This window comes from Corallococcus terminator (genome assembly GCF_003611635.1).
Taxonomy (GTDB): Bacteria; Myxococcota; Myxococcia; order Myxococcales; family Myxococcaceae; genus Corallococcus; species Corallococcus terminator.
Genome location: NZ_RAVZ01000210.1, coordinates 1 through 17,248 on the forward strand (window position 1 = coordinate 1; position 17,248 = coordinate 17,248).

The following is a 17,248-nucleotide window of genomic DNA, read 5'->3' on the forward strand; positions in this document are numbered from 1 at the left end:
GTCCCCGCCGCCGCCGCCCGGCGCGACCCCCACGCCGCCTGAGCCTGCGCGGTACGACTCCCCCTCCATGCTCGCGTCTTCGCCGAACCCGTCTTCCCTGCGCCCGTTCTTCATCGCGCCCATCAACGTCTTCCTGGTCGTGGCCGCCGTGCTGGGCGGGGTGCTGAGCTTCCTCACGCCCCCGTTCCAGGTGGCGGACGAACCGGCGCACTTCTACCGCGCGTACCAGGTCTCCGAGGGCCAGTTGACGGCCACGCGGCTGCCGACGGCGTCCGCGGGCGGGCAGCTTCCGCGCAGCGTGGTCCATGTGGCGGAGCACGTGTCGGAGGGCGTCGGGGGCCACGCCAACGTGCGGCAGGACCGGCAGCGCCTGCGCGAAGCCATGCACGCCGCGCTCGCGCCCCGGGACACCGTGGAGTGGCACTTCGCCGCGTCCGCCATCTACTTCCCGCTGGTGTACTTCCCGCAGTCGCTGGGCATGGCGCCCGCGCGAATCCTGGAGGCACCGCCGGTGGTGGTGCTGTGGGCGGGCCGGCTGGGCAACGTGCTGGTGGCGCTGGCCCTCACGGCGCTGGCGCTGCGGCTGATGCCCTTCCAGCGGTGGGCCTTCGCGCTGCTGGCGCTCACGCCCATGGTGCTGTTCCAGCGAGCCTCGGTGTCCGCGGATCCCATCACCCTGTCGGCGTGCCTGCTGCTGCTGGCGCTGTCGCTGCACTACACCTTCGCGCACCCGGGGCCGCTCGGGGCGAAGGAGCTGGGCCTGCTGCTCTTGAGCGCGGTGTTCGTGGCCCTGTGCAAGCAGGCCTACCTGCCCCTGTCGCTGGTGTTCCTGCTGCTACCGCTCACCCGGATGGGGACGCCCGGGCGCTATGCGCTGGCCGCCGTCGCCATCGTGGCCGTCCCCGCGCTGCTCCAGTTCGCGTGGTCCAGCACCGTGAGGGACATCTTCCGTCCGAGCGAAGTGGTGGCGCAGGTGGCCCACGTCCGCGCGCACCCCTTCCAGGTGATGGGGGTGCTCGTCTCCGACTTCTGGATGCGACTGCCGGACTTCCTCCATCAGGCGGGCGGCGTGTTCGGCTGGCTGGACACCCCGGTGCCGAGGCCCGCGCTGCTGGGCCTGGGCGCAATGCTCCTGGGGGTGATGGCGCTGGACGCGGCCCCTTCGCCCACGGTGGGCTGGCGCGTGCGCGTGGTGGCGCTGGGTGTCGCGGTGGCGGGCGTGCTCGCCATCCAGGCCATGCTCTACCTGGCGTGGACGCCCCCGGGCGCGGACCGCGTGGACGGCGTGCAGGGCCGCTACCTGCTGCCCTATGCGCCCCTGCTGGTGGTGGCCCTGGCCCCGCCCGCCTGGGCACCGCGCGCGCTGGCGCGGCTCAAGCCGGTGTTGATCGCCGGCTTCATCCTGCTCTCCGTGGGGGTGACGCTCACCACGGTGTACCAGCGCTACTACGGCGCGGCGTGAGGCTCAGTCCCGCGGCTTGGTGACTTCCAGGACCCACACCGCCTCCAGGCAGGGCGGGTCCAGGAAGGCCATCTTGATGTCGAAGGGCAGGCCCACCCGGTTCCGGGCAGCGGAGAAGAGCTCGAACATCGCGTCGAAGGTCCACACGTGGAAGTGGATGTTGACGCGGTCCTGGACGAACAGGTTCGTCAGGTGCGCCAGTTCGTCGCCACTCTTCTTGTCGATGACGCGCAGCCACTCGTCGTAGTGGGCGCGGCGGGACACTTCGGGGCCCTTCAGATGGTCCTCCACCGCGTGTTCGGTGGTGGTGACGTCCCGGACGCTGTCGAACGTGAAGCGCTTGTCAGGGACGGCCATGAAGATGATGCCCCCCGGCTTCAGCACGCGGATGAAGTTCTTCATCGCGCCGATGGGATCTTCACAGTGCTCCAGGAAGTGGTTGGCGATGACGAAGTCCTGGGATGACGCCGCCACCGAGCCCAGCTCCTCCCCGTTGTCCACGATGTCGGGCACCGTGATGCGGTCCCCACCCTCCGGGAACCGGGCGCGCAGCACCTCGATGGGCGCCACGTCCACGTAGCGGACCCGGGCTCCGGCCGGCAACTTCGTCGGGTTGTGGAGGGCGCCAATCTCCAGGCCTTCACCGCGCAGGTACTGGGCCGCGATGAGTTCCCGGGTGATACCGGGCAGGGCCGTTGGCGGCGTCCGGGACGGCCCCAGGCTCTCTTTCACCACCGCCAGTTGGTTCTCGGCTTCGGACAGCCGCGTGTGCAGTTGGGCGACGCCCAGTGACTCTCGGATGACGGATTTGATCGAAGTCGGGACAAGGGACCGCAGGTGGGAAAGACGCATGGTTACCTTCCGTGTCAGCAGGTTTTCGCTTCAAAGCAGCCCAGGGTTCAGCTCGCGGCCCGCTTCTGGACCGGGGTGCTCACGAGGGCGGTCAGCAGGGCCCGAAGCTCGTCGGCCTGGGTCGCGTAGTCGCGCACGGCGGTGCGCCGGGGATTGCGGTAGTGCGCCAGGCGCTCCGGATGCGCGAGCAGCTCACCCAAGGCACGACGGAACCCCTCCGGGTCGTTCATCTCCACGAGGTTGCCGTTCACGCCCTCGACGATCTCCTCGTCGACGCCCCCCGACGACGTCGTCACCACCCAGACGTCGCGGGCCAGCGCCTCGCGCACCGTCAGCCCGAAGCTCTCCTTGCACTGGGAGGGCATGAGCAGCACATCGATGCCTTCGAAGAAGGCATCCATCCCCTCCTGATCGTAGGGCGGGACGACTTCCACGCGGCCCGCGATCTTCCAATCCCTGGCGTCAATGGAGGATGAGCCCATGCGCAATTGGATGTCGGTCATCTTCAGGACGTACTGGGACTCCGGCATCGATTCGAGGATGTCCTTGAGCCAGAAGTAGCCCTTGTGCACGGCGCGTCCGCCCAGGTACGCGAAGCGCAGCGGCGCCTTGTCGCGGCGCTCGGGCCGGGACTGGGACTGGGACGGCAGGTGCACGCCGTTCTTGTTCACGACGATGCGCTCCGGCGCGATGCCGTTGGCGATGTAGAGCTGGCGCTGGAATTCGCTGGGCGTGAGCAGCAGGGCCGCGCCATCCAGCACCTTGCGCAGCGCGAACGTGCGCTTGAAGGTGAAGCGCGTGTCCGCCACGCACTTGGAGCAGACGCGCAGGTCGATGCCCTTCTGGTTGCAGTAGGTGGCGTCCTCCTTGACCATGAACTGCCGCTCGCACAGCCACCACGCGTCGTGCAGGGTGATGGTGTAGGGGATGCCTTCGGCGACGCACGCCGTCGCGAGCGACGCGCTCAGCATCTGGATGGAGTGCAGGTGCACCACGTCCGGCCGCACCGCCTTGAGGACCTGGACGAAGGTCTCCCCCATGCGCGGGTTCTGGTAGTCGAGCGCGCGGTCGCCACCGTGAGGCAACTGCGTGGCGATGACGGGCAGGCCCTGCGTCTCGTAGCGCACCACCGTGTAGGGTGGCAGCGGCGAATTCATGAGGCCGGTGAACACCGTGACGTCGCAGCCCTCCGCCTGGAGCCGGTGTGACAACTGTTCAGCGACGAGCGTGGCCCCCCCGAAGCTCAGCGGCGCGAAGAGGACGTTGGCCTCCAGCACCTTCAGGCGCGGTGGAGACGCGGGCGGCAGGTGCTGGAGGATGGGCTGGAGCCGCTCCGTGGCCACCACCGCCGGGTGGTAGCGCGCCATCACGCTGCGGTGCCCTTCCTCGCCCATCCGCTTGCGCAGGCCTTCGTCCGCCACCAGCGCGGACAGGGCCGCTTCCCACTCCTCGCGGGTCGTGGCGATCATCCCGTTGCGGCCGTGTTCGATGATCTCCCGGAACGGTCCGGAGCCCGAGCACACCGCGGGCACGCGGAAGATGGACGCCTCGATGAACTTGATGTTGCTCTTGGCGTCGTTGAAGAGCGTGGCCTCCAGCGGCGCGATGCTGATCTGCCACGACGCGAGCGCGCGCAGGTAGTCGTCGGCATCCAGGAACGGGATGCGGAAGACGCGGTCGGAGACGCGCTCGAACCCCTTGGGCAGCTCCAGGAAGCCGTGGATGGCCAGGCGCACATGCGCGTGGCGCTCCATCACCGCGAGGATGGCGTCCGCCGCGATGGTGAAGTCGGCATCGTGCGTCTTGGTGCCGCTGCCGTAACCGATGGTGACCGTGCCCGGAGCCACCGAGAACGGCCGCTGTTCCATCTCCCGGGCCAGCTCCAGGATGCCCTCATCCAGGCAGTTCTCGACGACGTAGACCTTCCCCGGAACGACGCGGGCCATGTGCTCCGCGATGGTCGGCGTGCTGGCGATGGCGTGTTCGCACAGGCTGAGCGCCTTGCGGTAGAGCCGGGCGCCGTTGAGCACCACCTCGCGTTCGGCCGGGGGCAGCGCCAGCACGCTGGTGTTCCGCTGGTACTCCTCCACGTCGAAGATGAGGTCATCGACGTCGAAGAAGTGGGGAATGCCCAGGCGCTTCGTCTCCTCCATGACCTCCACGACGGCAGGGAACGCCGGGACCCGGTAGAAGATGACCAGGCCGTGGAACTGGAGCGCCGTCTTGCAGTCGGCGTGGTCGTTCCAGCGCAGGACGGTGACGTCGTAGCCGAGCCGCTGGAACATCGCGACCTTCTGGTCCACGCGGTAGCGCTTGCACTGGGGCAGCGACAGCTCCGCGATGATGAGCACGCGCCGGCCCATGCTCGCCTGCGAGCGCTCCGTCAGCGGCAGGGTCCAGGGCGCCGGGGGGGCCGGGGGCGTGGTGTGCGCCGGGACGACGGCCGTGGACGCGGCGCCCTTGAGCGCACGGGCCGTGCGGCGCGCGGCGGGCAGCTTCACCAGCTTCGCGCCCACGAAGTGCAGCGTCCGCTTGCCGCGCTGGTAGAGGTTGCCGCGCCGGGTGCCGGGGGGCAGCACGCGCTCGCGCACGGACCAGTACCGGTTGATGGTCTTCCAGGCGAGGCTTCCGGAGATGTGCGCCAGTTGGCTTCCCTGGTGCGACGCCAGCGCATCGAGCTCCGCGAGGCGCGCGTTCTTGCGCGCCAGCTCCTCCTGCAGCACCTGCTGGGACAAGCCCATCCTCGCGAGCCGCCCCTGCTGCTCCCGCAGGTCCGCGGCGGCGCCGTGGGCCCGCTGGTTGGAGGCCTCCAGCTCCGCCTGGAGCCGCTCCATCCGCTGCGCGCCCTCCGCGACCTGCTGGCTCACCCGGCCGTACTCCGTCCTCAGGGTCTGGCCCTCCAGGAGGAGCGACAGCCGCGCGCCCAGGGCGGCGAAGACCGCCTTCACGCGCTCCCGGTCCTCGCCCCGCGTCTCCACCAGCGCGCGCAGGCCCTCCGGCTGCTCCGGCCCCACGGCGAGGACGCCCAGGCCGTGGCCATGGAAGAACTCGAAGGAGGGGTAGCGGCCCTCAATCTCCTCCCACAGCCGCCAGACGCCGAAGTTGCGCTCCCGAACCCGGGTGTCGTGGAAGAGGATGACGCCGCGCGGGCTCATCCGGGGCAGCCATTCTTCGAAGTCCGCCTTCACCTGCTCGTACTCGTGGCAGCCGTCGATGTGGAGCAGGTCGATGGAGCCGTCCGCGAAGGAGCTGGCGGCTTCGGAGAAGGTCTTCTGGTGCAGCGTGGAGAACCCGCTGTAGAGCGGGTCATGGTGCGCGCGCAGGTCCGCGAGCACGTCCGGACCGTAGAACCCGGCGTGCGGGTCCCCCTGCCACGTGTCCACCGCGTGGCACCGGGTCTCCAGCTTCAGCGCGTCCACCGTCTGGCAGAACGCGGAGTACGACACCCCGGTGTGTGTCCCCAGTTCCACCAGTGTCCCGGGCCGGAGCACGTCCACGATGAACATCGCGAACGGGACGTGCTCCACCCACGCGGAGGAGGCCAGCAGCCGCTTCGGGAGCGTCAGGCTGAGAGGATGTTCCAGGGGATTGAGCAGTGGGTGCATGGTCGTGGTGTCGGAAGGCGCGGCCTTCGCGAATGGAAGGCACGCCCCCCTCTCCAGGCGTTGGCGCGGGAGGCGGAGTTTCAAACAGGCGCCCGCCCAATGGTGAACGCCCTTCCATGTCACCACACCTGGGGAGCGTCAAGACTGGCAGGCCGCTCGCTCTCCAGGGAGGGAACCCGTCATGCGGCTTTCTCCAGCGAGCGAATCAACGAACCGGACGCGGGGGCCAGGCGAAGCGCAGGGGGCCGTTTCCCAGGGCGTGGTTGGGGCTGTGGAAGGGGTCGTCGTCCACTGTTTCTTTCCACCGGGCCTTGAACACGGTGGCCGCCGAGGAGGACAGCAGGTCGGCTTCAGGTGACGCGGGGACGGTGGCGTGGATCAACACCGCGTGCGGCGTCCAGACGGTCACCAGGCCGTGCGCCGCGAGCCGCAGACACAGGTCCACGTCGCGCCAGGGGCCGGGCAGGACGTCCGCGTCGAAGCCGCCCACGCTTTCGAAAACGCTCCGTCGCACGGCGAGACACGCCGCGCTCACCGCGGACACCCGCTGCTGCACCGCCGCGCGACCGACATGTCCGGTGGATTCGCGGGACAGGCCCCGGTACGGACCTCCGGCGACGCCGTCCGCGCCCATGCCCAGCACGAAGCCCGCGTGTTCGACACGGCCATCCGGCGCGAGCAGCTTCGCGCCCACCGCGCCCACCTCCGGCCGCAGGGCCTGCGATACCAACTCCGCGAGCCAGTCCTCGCTGTCCGCGGACAGGTCCGCGTCGAGGAAGACGAGCACCTCGCCAGGGGCATCGCGCGCGGCTGCGTTGGCGGACGCGGAGGCCTGTTCGGGACTTCCCGAGGCCACGCGCCAGTCCACGTCCCACCCGCCCGCCGTGGCCGCCCGCCAGGCGTCCAGACGGGCCGTGGCCTCGGAGGCGGTCCGGGCCTGGAGGATGACGGTGACGCGGGGCCGGGGCGTGGGCAGCGGATGGCGGACGCGTTGGAGTGAGGCATTGGCCCCCGGCTCGATGCGCGCGCCGGGCTCCGTGCGGTCCAGGTGCTCCTGGAGCGCCTTGCGCGCGGCGATGCTGGCGTAGTCCTTCTCCCCCGCGGCCAGCGCCGTGGAGCCGGGGATGGCACGCCAGTGGTAGAGCACGCGCGGGACGTGCTGGATGCGTTCGGGCGTGGTGCGCTCCACCACGCGCAGGGCCAGGTCGTGGTCCTGACTGCCTTCGAAGCCCACGCGGAAGCCACCCACCTCGCGCACGCGCTCCGTGCGGTAGACGCCCAGGTGGCTGATGAGGTTCTGGGTGCGGAACAGTTCCAGGTTGAACGCGGGCTTGAGGTACGGATCAAACCGGCGTCCCCGCGAATCGATCTTGTCCTCGTCGCTGTAGACGATGTCCGCGTCGGGGTGCGCGTTGAGGGTTTGCGCCACGCGGAGCAGTGCGTCCTCGGGGAGTTCGTCGTCGTGGTCGAAGAGCGCGACGAACTCGCCCTGGGCCAGCGCCAGCGCGGAGTTGGAGGCCGCGGAGATGTGACCGTTGGCGGGCCGGACGACGAAGCGGATGCGGGCATCGCGCTGGGCGTAGTCCTCCAGCACGGCGCGCACGTGGGGCTGGCGGGAGGCGTCGTCCGCGATGCACAGCTCCCAGTGGGGATAGAGCTGTGCGCGCACGGAGTCGATGGCCCGCCGGAGCCAGACCTCCGGCGTGTTGTAGGTGGGCATCACCACGGACACCCGGGGCTTCCAGGGCAGGGCCTCCGCCGCGCGGCGCAGGGAGTCGCGGTCCGCGTCGGTGAGCGTATCGTACCGTGCCACCCAGTCCTCGTAGCCTTCGAGCGACAGCGTGCCCTGGGACTTCTGGCCCAGCACCCCATCCACGCCCTGGAGTCCCCCGGTGCGCAGGGCACCCAGGTAACGCCGGGCCACCTGGGGAATGCGCTGGGGCTCTTTCGCGAGTCGTAGGGCCAGGGGCCAGGAAGTGCGCAGCGCGGCCTCCGTCCGGCCCACGCGCATGGCGCGGACGTCGGTGAGGCGGAAGCGCGTGGCGCGGTTGACCGGGCCCAGGAGCAGAGCGCGCACGGTGTCCGGAAGGCGCACGAGGGCGTGAACACGACCGTTGGCATCCCATGGCAACCGGATGCTCTGTTGGGCCCCCGCGACGCCCGTGTCCACGACGAGCACGGGCGACGCGGCGCCAGGGGCTTCGGTGCGGAGCTGAAAGGAGAGCTGTGTCCAGCCCGTGGGCAGCGGCTCCGTGTCGGCCGTGAGGGCCAGGAGGGCCCCGGCGCCGTCGGCGAGCCATTCGAAGGGGCCTCCGCTGTCGGAGGTCATTCCCGTGACGGGTTCAGGTGTCAGGGGAACGGTGGGCCGCGTCAGGCCCATGCGCACCTCGTGAACCGCATCCCGTGTCAGGCGGGCCAACTTCCGGCGCCGGCCTTCAGGCACTTCGCTCATCGGTCTGTTCCTTCCGCATCCGACGGTTCCAGCCACGGATGGCCAAAGGGGTCCCCTCGCGGGGTGCGGGGGGGACGCGTCCAGGTCTCGCGCAGTCGGAGGGCATCTCGTGCGTCATCGCCCCCACCACGCTCATGGGTCCTCACGAGTCGCGCGTGAGGGGTGTACAGCACGCGAAGGCCCCGAGCGCCCACGCGCAAGCACAGCTCCGCGCCCCGGGCATCATCCGACATGAAGGTCTCGTCCCATCCGCCCAGGGACTCCAGCACGTCGCGACGGATCATCGCGCAGGCACTGGAGACGGCCAGCAGGTCTCGCGGCCAGTGCGAACCGCCGAAGTCCCGGAGCGACGGATCCGGCAGCCCCGCGAAGGGCCGCAGCAACTGGCCCTCCGAACCGAAGCACAGGCCCGCGTGCAGCACGTGTCCTCCGGGAGAGAGGATCCGCGCGCCCACCACACCCACGTCGGGCCGCAGGGCCTGCGAAGCCAGCTCCACGAGCCAACCCGGTTCGGTCGGCAGCGTCCCGGCTTCCAGGCTCAGCACCAGCTCCCCGCTCGATGCACGCATCAGCCTGTTCGCCACGGCGCCGGGAGTCAGGGCCTCAGACACCGAAACGCGCACGAGCTTCGCGGAGGAGCCGACCGACGACGAAACGTCCACGTTGTCGGGCGTCAGCTCGGCGCCCATCGAGGCCCGCGCATCCGTCGTTGAACGCCCCGTCCCGTCTCCCTCGGAAACAGGCACGAGCACTTCCACATCCAGGCCGTCCGTCAGGGCGAGCAGCGATGCGATTTCGGCCTCGGTACCCCCACGCGACAACAACACGGACACACGTGGGCGATGCGCAATCGGACGGCGGATCCGGTACAGCCCCGGCGCGGCGGTCTCGACCGTCGCTGTCTCCCCCACCCGCTCCAGGTGCGCCGTCACAGCACGGCGACCGGCCTCGGACGCGGCGGGCTTGGCGCTGGCATCGGTGGCGGTGGAGCCGGGCAACGTACGCCAGTGGTAGAGCACCTTCGGAATGTGGGCGAAGCGCCGCGTGCGCTCCATCAGGCGCAGCAACAGCTCATGGTCCTGCGCGCCCTCGAACCCGGGCCGGATGCCACCGACCTCGCGGAGCAGCGACGTGCGCACCACCAGGAAGTGGCACACGTAGTTCACTGCGCGCAGCAGCTCCGGCGACAGCTCCGGCTTCAGGTAGGGCGCGAAGCGCTGGCCCTCCGAATCCACCTTGTCCTCGTCCGAGTAGAGGACCTCCGTGTCGGGAGCGGACGCCAGGCGCAGCACCACCTCCGCCAGCGCATGCGGGGCCAGCAGATCATCATGGTCGAGGAACCCGACGTACTCCCCCCTGGCCATGGCCAGCGCGGCGTTCGTCGCGCGAGCAATGCCCTGGTTCTCCGGCAGCCGCTCGAAGCGGATGCGCGCATCCCCGGCGGCGAGCTGTCGCAGCGCGGCGGCGACATCCCCACCCCGCGAGCCATCGTCCACGATGCACAACTCCCAGTGCGGATACACCTGCGCCGTCACGGACGCGACACACGCCTGGAGCACGTCCAGCGGCGTCTCCCACGCGGGTGTGACGATGCTGATGAGGGGCCGCCGCGTCAGCCGTTCAAGCGCAACGGTCGCGGCCCTGACGTCACGCGCCTCCTGTTCGCGGGCAGCGCGAGCGTAGGCGTCAGGCGCTGGCATCACCAGGGCAGGCCGGGCCGCGCCCAGCATGTGCCGCAAGGTCCGGACACAGGCATGGTTGAAGCCAATCTGCCGACGCCACACCTCGCGCCACAACGGAAGCCCCACGGTCCCCGGGGCTTGCGTCGCCAGCACGTCACTGCGGGCTTCCAGGGCCTCCAGGGGGCCGCGCACACCGTCGGTCCGCAGGGGCCAGTCAGGCCCGGACAGCAACGCCACGAGGGCCCTGTTCCAGTCCCCTTGCTCACGCAGGCCCGGCGCCGCGAGCAGCCACGTGGCCCGTGCACCCAGCGGCAGGGGCTCCGCGAGCGGTGCGAGCTCCCTCCGCACGCGCTCCGTCAGCATCCGCTCCGGGTGTCGCAGCAGCGAGGCCAGCAGTGCGTTGAAGCGGACCTGACGCGCAAGCAACAGCCGCTGCACGGGCCCGAGTCCCACCGTGCCCAGACGCTTCGCGGTGGTGATGGCCGGGCCCCAGCGAGCCCGGTGCGACGGGGGCACGTCGAAGCCCAACACCTGCGTGAAGGCGTCGAGCGGCGGCGGAAGCCCCCCACTGTGGGTGGAGTGGTTCATGGCCGGCTCAGGAGTTGCGGTCGAGCTTGAGCCGGTCCGCCAGCGCCCGCAGCGTGTCGTGGATCCACGGGATGGCGTGAAGGCGCGCATTCACCCCGTCCACGAGGCGGTGGCGGAACTCACGCGCCAGCAGGGCCTCCTCGCGGGCCTGCCCGACCGCGCCGGTCCAGGCGCTCACGCGGCGCAGCAGCCAGGGGTCCGACGCGACGGGGGCCGCACCGACGCCCTGAGCCAGGCACGGCCCACGCACTTCACACGAAGCGATGCCGGCGAGGAACACGGGCACGAAGAGCGCACCCAGCCGAACCGCCAGGTCCCCGACCCCTCCACCCTGCCCCACCCCGGTCAGCGGGAAGGGACCGATCCGCGTCCGGTCGATGACCAGCGCGTGGACGAGCTCCGGATGGGTCGCGAAGTGCTGCACCTCCAACTGCTCACCCAGCGGAAACGGCACCTTCGCGCGAACGTAGGGCATGGCCCCGGAACCCGACGCCCATTCGGTGCGGAAGGAGCGCGCCACCGCCCAGGCCGCGCTGCCCTCCTGGAGCGCATGGACGAGCCGCGTGTAGTGGCGCGGATACACCAGGCACCGGGCATCCAGGAGCGCCAGGTACTGGCCCCGGGCCTGACGGAAGGCCTCCGCATGCAGGTCGCCCGCCGGAGCGCGCACCATGCGCGACTGGAAGGTGCCCAGCGTCGCGTAGCGCTCCAGCGAGGCTTCGGCGGCGGACAGCTCACCGCCCTCTGGCACCGCGAGCAGGAGCTCCAGCGGCTGCTGCTCCTGACACGCCAACGCGAAGAGGGCTTCATCCAGCGTCGCGGCGGAGGCGCGCGGGTCATGCACGAGCACGACGCTGAGCAGCCCCGGTTCGAGCGCCCGCGCGGGCGCCTCCGGGACGACGGCGTAGAGGCCCTCCTCCACCTGCGTGGACGGAGAGAGCTGGGCCAGCAACGCCCGCAGGGCCTGCTCCGTGTCCTCCGCCAGGGGGGTGGACCTCGACGCGCAGGGCAGGGCCTCCCGGTGGGCGATGCGATAGCCCGCGTCGGACAGCCGCCGCAGCATCCCCTGTTCCGAGATGCCGGCGCGCACGGGCGCGGTGCCAAGCCACGTCTCCAGCAGCGCACGGGCCGCGCCCGCGTTGCGCAGTTGGAACAGCACCTCGGCCATTGGGGCCTCCTGCCGCAGCACCTCCAGCCCGCCGGTCAGCACGTGCGCCACGGCATCACCGGTGAGCACCACGTGGGACGGTTCGGCGCCCTCGGGCCGCGTCCACCCCGGTCCGGGCTGCTCGCGCACGTCACATCCGTGGGCGCACAGCGCCGCCACCAACGGCTTCGACCCGCCCACGACGCACACCACCGCCCCGGCGCGCACGCGCGACAGCACCAGCGCGGTCAGCCGCTCCCCGGCATCGGCTGTGGGAACCCCCTCCGGAATCGCGTTCACCAGCGCCTCCGCGCGAACTCCAGGTGGTGGCCGAACTCAGCGATCCGCGACAGGCGCCACCCCGGGTTCACGACCTCGGGTACGGCGAACGGTTCGCCCCCCAGCGCGGAGTACTCCCGAAGGCGGTCGCGCATGAAGGTGGCGTTGCCGTACTTCGCACCCAACAGGGCCGCGCTGCGGCGCACCATCCGCTCCCGCAGCGGGCTCTCCTCCCGGGTGACGGTGTAGTGGTGCACCCGCGCCGCCGGAGCCACCCGGACGGACAGCCCCAGGGCTCGCGCGCGCCACGACAGGTCCACGTCCTCGCAGTACATGAAGAAACGCTCGTCGAAGCCGCCCGCCCGGGCATGCAGCTTCCGGGTGACGAGCAGCACGCACCCACTGCACCACGGCGTTTCCCCCGTCACCGGATCATAGGGTTTGGGGTGTTCATCCGGGAACAGCCGCGCCTCCACCAGGCCGGTGTCCGGCAGCCGGTCCGCTTCGTGGACCAGTTCGCGCACGCAGTCCGGGTGCAACACCCCATCAGGATTCACGCAGATGTAGTGGCGCACCCCGGCCGTCCCGAAGGCCTCCGCCATCAGCCGGTTGTGCGCGCCGCCGAAGCCCAGGTTCTGTCCGGAGTACCGGTAGTCCGCCCGGGCATCCAGCCGCGTCACCACGTCCCGCAGCGAGTCGTCCGGCGAGTTGTCCAGCCACGTCACACGGAAGCCAGGAGCCCCCATGGCGTCGCGGTTCCACTGGAGCGACGTCCACAGCCGCTCCAGCTCCCGTGTCGGGTTCCGGTACAACACGATGCCCAGCCAGATGCCCGGCTCCCCCCGGCCTGCCGCATCCCGTCCGCTCACGAGCCTACGTCTCGCACCGGCGCCACACACGCCCCGACGCCCTCCACCACCCAGTGGTGCACCGGCCGCGTCACGCCCACGTCCTGGACGCCGGAGCGCACCTCGAAGGCACACGCCGCTTCACGCTTCTGGAGCACCTGTCCGGCCGCATCCCGCACCGTCACCGTGAACGCGTAGCGGCCCGCCGTGAGCCCCAGCCGGTCGACGACGAAGCGCACCGCCCCGCTGCCCGGCGTCTCCGCCCGGAAGGGCACGCGCTCCACGAAGGTGTCCGTGCCGTAGACAACGACGCCGTCCGCGCGCGTCAGCTCCAGGCCGAAGCCCAGCTCCGGCGAGGGCGTCCGCGTGGTGAACCCCACGCACAGCTCCACCCCGTCCTCCGTGTCCACCCACTCCGCCACGGTGCCATCCCGGCGCAGCAGGCCCACCGAGTCCAGTTCCACCGGAGAAGGCGGGGCGGGCGGCGCCGCGAGCGAAGGCAGGGCCCCGCCGTCGGACGCCAGCGCGGGAGACTCCATCGTCATGCCGCGCTCTTCGGCCAGCGCCACCGCGCGCTTGTAGCTCTTGATGACCTCCGCGGGAGGGCCGAACTCGCGGATGCGACCCGCGTCGATCCACGCCCCCAGGTCGCACCAGCGCTCCAGCGTCCCCAGGTCGTGGGTGACGATGACGATGGTCTTCCCGGCCCGCTTGAACTCCGTCATCTTCGCGAGGCTCTTCTTGCCGAAGTGCTCGTCACCCACGGCGAGGATCTCATCGATGATGAGGATGTCCGGATCCACGTGCGTGGCCACCGAGAACGCCAGGCGCATGTACATGCCGCTGGAGTAGGTGCGCACCGGCTCGTCGATGAAGTCACCCAGCTCGCTGAAGGTGATGATCTCCTCCATCCGGGCCTTCACCTCCGCGCGCGTCATCCCCAGGATGATGCCGTTGATGAGGATGTTCTCCCGGCCGGAGAAGTCCGGGTGGAAGCCCGCGCCCAGGTCCAAGAGCGCGCTGATCCGCCCGTGGATGTCGATGGTGCCCGTCGTGGGCGTGTAGATGCCGGAGATGAGCTTGAGCAGCGTGCTCTTGCCGGAGCCGTTGCGCCCGATGATGCCCACCGTCTTGCCGCGGGGCACCACGAGGTCCACGCCCCGGAGCGCTTCGATCATGGACTTGCCGTCCACGTCGCGCTTGCCCCGGAGCATGCGGATCAGCTCCGACTTGATGGTCGTGTATTCGCGCCGGATGGTGCTCTTGCGGAAGCTCTTCACCACGTTCCGCAACACGATGGCGTCCGGCGACGCGAGGTCGCTGCTCATATGAACTCCGCGAAGTCCTCGCGACGACGCTCGAAGATGCCGGCGGCCACCCAGAGCAGCCCAAAGGAGATGCCCATCCACATGAGGAGCGGCCCCGGATTGGGAAGCCGGTGCTCGTAGAAGATGGCCTGGTAGGACGTCACCATCACCGCCATCGGGTTGAGCAGCACGAGGGGGGCCTGGGCGGCATCAGGCAGCGTGTCCACCCGGAAGAAGACGGGCGTGACGAAGAACCACATGGTCAGGAGGTTGGCGATGATCTGCTGCAGGTCCCGGAACGTCACGTTCAACGCGGACACGATGTAGACCAGCGCAACCGTCATGCTCAGTTGGGTGAGCAGCACCACCGGGAAGGCCACCACATGCCAGGTGGGCACGTAGCCCAGGAGGAGCCCCAGCCCGATCATCAGGGGCAGTGACAGCACGTAGTTGCACAGGTTGGTCACCACCACCGTGGCCGGCAGCACCTGCGCGGGGAAGCGCACCTTGGTGAGCAGGTCGCGCCGGTCGCTGATGGCGCTGGCCCCGGCGCCCAGGGACGTGGAGAACCAGATCCACGGCAGCAGGCCCACGAACACGAAGAAGGTGTACCCCTCGATCTTCTGCCGCATGTAGACGGTGAAGAGCAGGGAGTAGACGCCCATCTGCAGCATCGGGTTGAGGAACGTCCACAGGAAGCCGAGCACCGAATTCCGGTACCGCGCCTTGAGCTCCCGTTGCGTCAGGCTGAGCAGGAGGCCCCGGTATTGGTAGAGCTCACGCAGGTTGCGAAGCATGCAGGGCCATCCATACATCATGCGAAGCGGAAGAGGTGAGCAACGGGACTTCCGGGCGCTCGCGGATACGCCCGTCCGGTCGCTCGCCGCGGTGCGCCGCGCAAGCCTCGCGTGCACTTCCTGGGAACCACGTCTGGAAAAGAAAAAGGCCCCCTGGTTTCCCAGAGGGCCTTTATTTTTTGGAGCGGGAAAAGGGATTTGAACCCTCGACCCTCGCCTTGGCAAGGCGATGCTCTACCGCTGAGCTATTCCCGCATCAGGACTGCCACTGCCGAACCGCTTGCTGCTTTCCGTCGGGCGGTGCCGCGCCGGAAGTGAGATGGGGTATACAGAGGGCTGTCGGACCCGTCAAACACTTTTCGCATCCGGATCCGCGCCACCCCTCCGGGCGAGCATCGCCAGGAACGCACGGAAGTAGACGACGGCGCTCCACACGGAGAACGCGCTCGACAGGTACACGAGCACCTTGCCCACCTGGTTGTAGTCGACCGTGACGGTCTGGAATCCCAGGTTCAGGGGATGCACGTAGTGGACGCACAGGGAGATGATCCCCACGAGCTGGAGGGACGTCTTCCACTTCCCCTCCTGGCCGGCGGCGATGACCATGCCCTCGCTGGCGGCGATGGTGCGCAGGCCGCTGACGATGAACTCCCGGGCCAGCAGCACGATGACGACCCACGCGGCGATGCGGCCCAGGCGGACCATCATCACCAGGGCGGCCATGGCGATGAGCTTGTCCGCCAGCGGGTCCATGAACTTGCCCACCACGGTGATGAGGTTCCACTTGCGCGCCAGGTAGCCGTCCACCACGTCGGTGATGGAGGCCACCGCGAACACGAGGCCCGCGAGCAGCGAGTGGAGCGGATCCGCGTCGTAGGTGAGCCAGACGAACAACGGGATGATGAGGATGCGCCCCAACGTGAGCATGTTGGGCAGGTTCCAGAACTCCTGCACCAGGATGCTGGGACGGCGGTTCGCGCGCTTGCGGGCCCGCTCCTCGCGCTTCTTCTGCTTCCTGAGAGCTCGGTCCGTGGCCATGGGCGCGCTTTCTACCGGACCCCGAGTGCGATGAGGGCAAAACCTTCACCGCCCAGCTCCACCGCCGAGCGCAGTGTCTCCCCTCCAGCGGACTGGAGCAGCGGCACCACACGCGGGGTGAGATTTCCCAGCCAGCCCACCAGGTGCGACAGGGGCACCGACACCGGCGCGTCCATCGTCACCGGCACCGAGCGCAGCGGCCCCGACAGGCTCAAGAGCACCCGCCCCTGCCCGCGCAGGTGCACGAGGTCCAGGTCCGGCGCCAGGTCCGACGGCACGCGGCCGTTCTCGAACACCACCGGCTCCTCGAAGGCGAAGACGCACGCGTCGCGCAGGTAGACGGACTCGTCATCCAGCACCATGGCCACCAGTTGCCGCGAGGCGGCCGGCTCCAGGTGCAGGGTGCCCTGGCCCCGGGCGCGCACCATGGCCTGGACACCCTCACCGAAGGGCTTGTCCGTGGCCCGGCCCCGGAAGCGTTTCATCTCAGGTTGGAAGGTGACCTGTCCCTGCACGGCGATGAGCCCCTCCAGCCGGGTGAGCAGCTCGCCATTCACCGCCACCGCGACGCTCGCCGGCCCCTGCACGAAGGGCTGATCCGACGACACGCCCGGCAGCACCGCCGTGGGCGCCCACGCGGTGAGCATCGGTGGGTTCACGCCGGGTCCGGATCCGGTCGCGGCGGAGGTCGGCGTCACGGCGCGCACCGGCGCGGGGGCCCCGCTCGCGGCCAGCGCGGCGGAGGTCTCCTCGAAGGCGGTGCCGGGTTCCTCGGAGACTTCGATCTCCTCCGACACGGGGGTCGGGGGCAGCTCGTCGGACACCTCCACGTCCTCACCGGAGGTGTACGCGTCCGTCGCCTCGGCCAGCTCCCGGGCCTCGTCGTCGGAGGCGGTCGAACCGGCGGCGAGGCTGGGATCCTCGTCCTCTTGAATCGCCGCGCCGGAGCGCGAGGACGGGGTGCCCGTGGACGGGCCTTCGTCCTCGTCGAAGCGCAGCTCGTCGTCGGAGGGACGCGGCGGCGGCGTTCCCGCGACGGGTGCGCGACCCTCCCGAGTGCCTGCGGCGGGAGTCTTCCGGGGGGCTTCGTCGAGGCCGAACTGGGCGCCCCAATCGTTCTCGCCCGAACCGGTGGACGCGCCCTCCCCTTCGCTGCCTTCCGCGTCGCGCGGGCGGGTGGGCGCGTCCACC

The 17,248-nt window shown here is 70.1% G+C and carries 11 protein-coding genes and 1 tRNA gene; 1 reads left to right on the forward strand and 11 read right to left on the reverse strand.

The window, feature by feature from the left end:
* A partial coding sequence (locus D7V88_RS26270) for a DUF2142 domain-containing protein (RefSeq protein WP_120543380.1) occupies positions 1–1,462 on the forward strand: 1,462 nt, incomplete at its 5' end.
* Positions 1,463–1,465: 3 nt separating this feature from the next.
* Here the strand turns inward: D7V88_RS26270 and D7V88_RS26275 are convergent.
* The 11 genes from D7V88_RS26275 to D7V88_RS26325 all read right to left on the reverse strand — a co-directional run.
* Positions 1,466–2,314: a class I SAM-dependent methyltransferase gene (locus D7V88_RS26275; protein ID WP_120543381.1), complete on the reverse strand. Its 849-nt coding sequence runs from the start codon at positions 2,312–2,314 to the stop codon at positions 1,466–1,468.
* 47 nt (positions 2,315–2,361) lie between these two features.
* Positions 2,362–5,919, reverse strand: coding sequence for a class I SAM-dependent methyltransferase (locus tag D7V88_RS26280; protein WP_147448878.1), 3,558 nt, complete (start codon positions 5,917–5,919; stop codon positions 2,362–2,364).
* Between the two features lie 205 nt (positions 5,920–6,124).
* Entirely contained in the window at positions 6,125–8,371 is a 2,247-nt protein-coding gene (locus tag D7V88_RS26285) for a glycosyltransferase family 2 protein (protein WP_120543383.1), read from the reverse strand.
* Positions 8,368–10,641: a glycosyltransferase gene (locus tag D7V88_RS26290; protein WP_120543384.1), complete on the reverse strand. Its 2,274-nt coding sequence runs from the start codon at positions 10,639–10,641 to the stop codon at positions 8,368–8,370. Before D7V88_RS26290 ends, D7V88_RS26285 begins: the two co-directional genes overlap by 4 nt.
* A gap of 7 nt (positions 10,642–10,648) precedes the next feature.
* Positions 10,649–12,088: a glycosyltransferase family 2 protein gene (locus D7V88_RS26295; RefSeq protein ID WP_120543385.1), complete on the reverse strand. Its 1,440-nt coding sequence runs from the start codon at positions 12,086–12,088 to the stop codon at positions 10,649–10,651.
* Complete coding sequence (locus tag D7V88_RS26300) at positions 12,085–12,936, reverse strand: glycosyltransferase family 2 protein (protein ID WP_120543386.1); 852 nt, start codon at positions 12,934–12,936, stop codon at positions 12,085–12,087. The genes D7V88_RS26295 and D7V88_RS26300 overlap by 4 nt, the downstream gene beginning before the upstream one ends.
* The gene (locus D7V88_RS26305; RefSeq protein WP_120543387.1) at positions 12,933–14,243 is read right to left on the reverse strand and encodes an ABC transporter ATP-binding protein; all 1,311 of its coding nucleotides are present in this window, start codon (positions 14,241–14,243) and stop codon (positions 12,933–12,935) included. The genes D7V88_RS26300 and D7V88_RS26305 overlap by 4 nt, the downstream gene beginning before the upstream one ends.
* Positions 14,240–15,019, reverse strand: coding sequence for an ABC transporter permease (locus tag D7V88_RS26310; protein ID WP_120543388.1), 780 nt, complete (start codon positions 15,017–15,019; stop codon positions 14,240–14,242). The genes D7V88_RS26305 and D7V88_RS26310 overlap by 4 nt, the downstream gene beginning before the upstream one ends.
* Positions 15,020–15,199: 180 nt before the next feature.
* A tRNA-Gly gene (locus D7V88_RS26315) sits at positions 15,200–15,274 on the reverse strand.
* Positions 15,275–15,367: 93 nt separating this feature from the next.
* Positions 15,368–16,057 carry a CDP-diacylglycerol--glycerol-3-phosphate 3-phosphatidyltransferase gene (gene pgsA / locus D7V88_RS26320; RefSeq protein WP_120543389.1) on the reverse strand — a complete coding sequence of 230 codons (690 nt, stop codon included), beginning with the start codon at positions 16,055–16,057 and terminating at the stop codon, positions 15,368–15,370.
* Between the two features lie 11 nt (positions 16,058–16,068).
* Positions 16,069–17,248 (reverse strand): AIM24 family protein (locus D7V88_RS26325; RefSeq protein WP_120543390.1); only part of this gene is annotated, 1,180 nt, incomplete at its 5' end.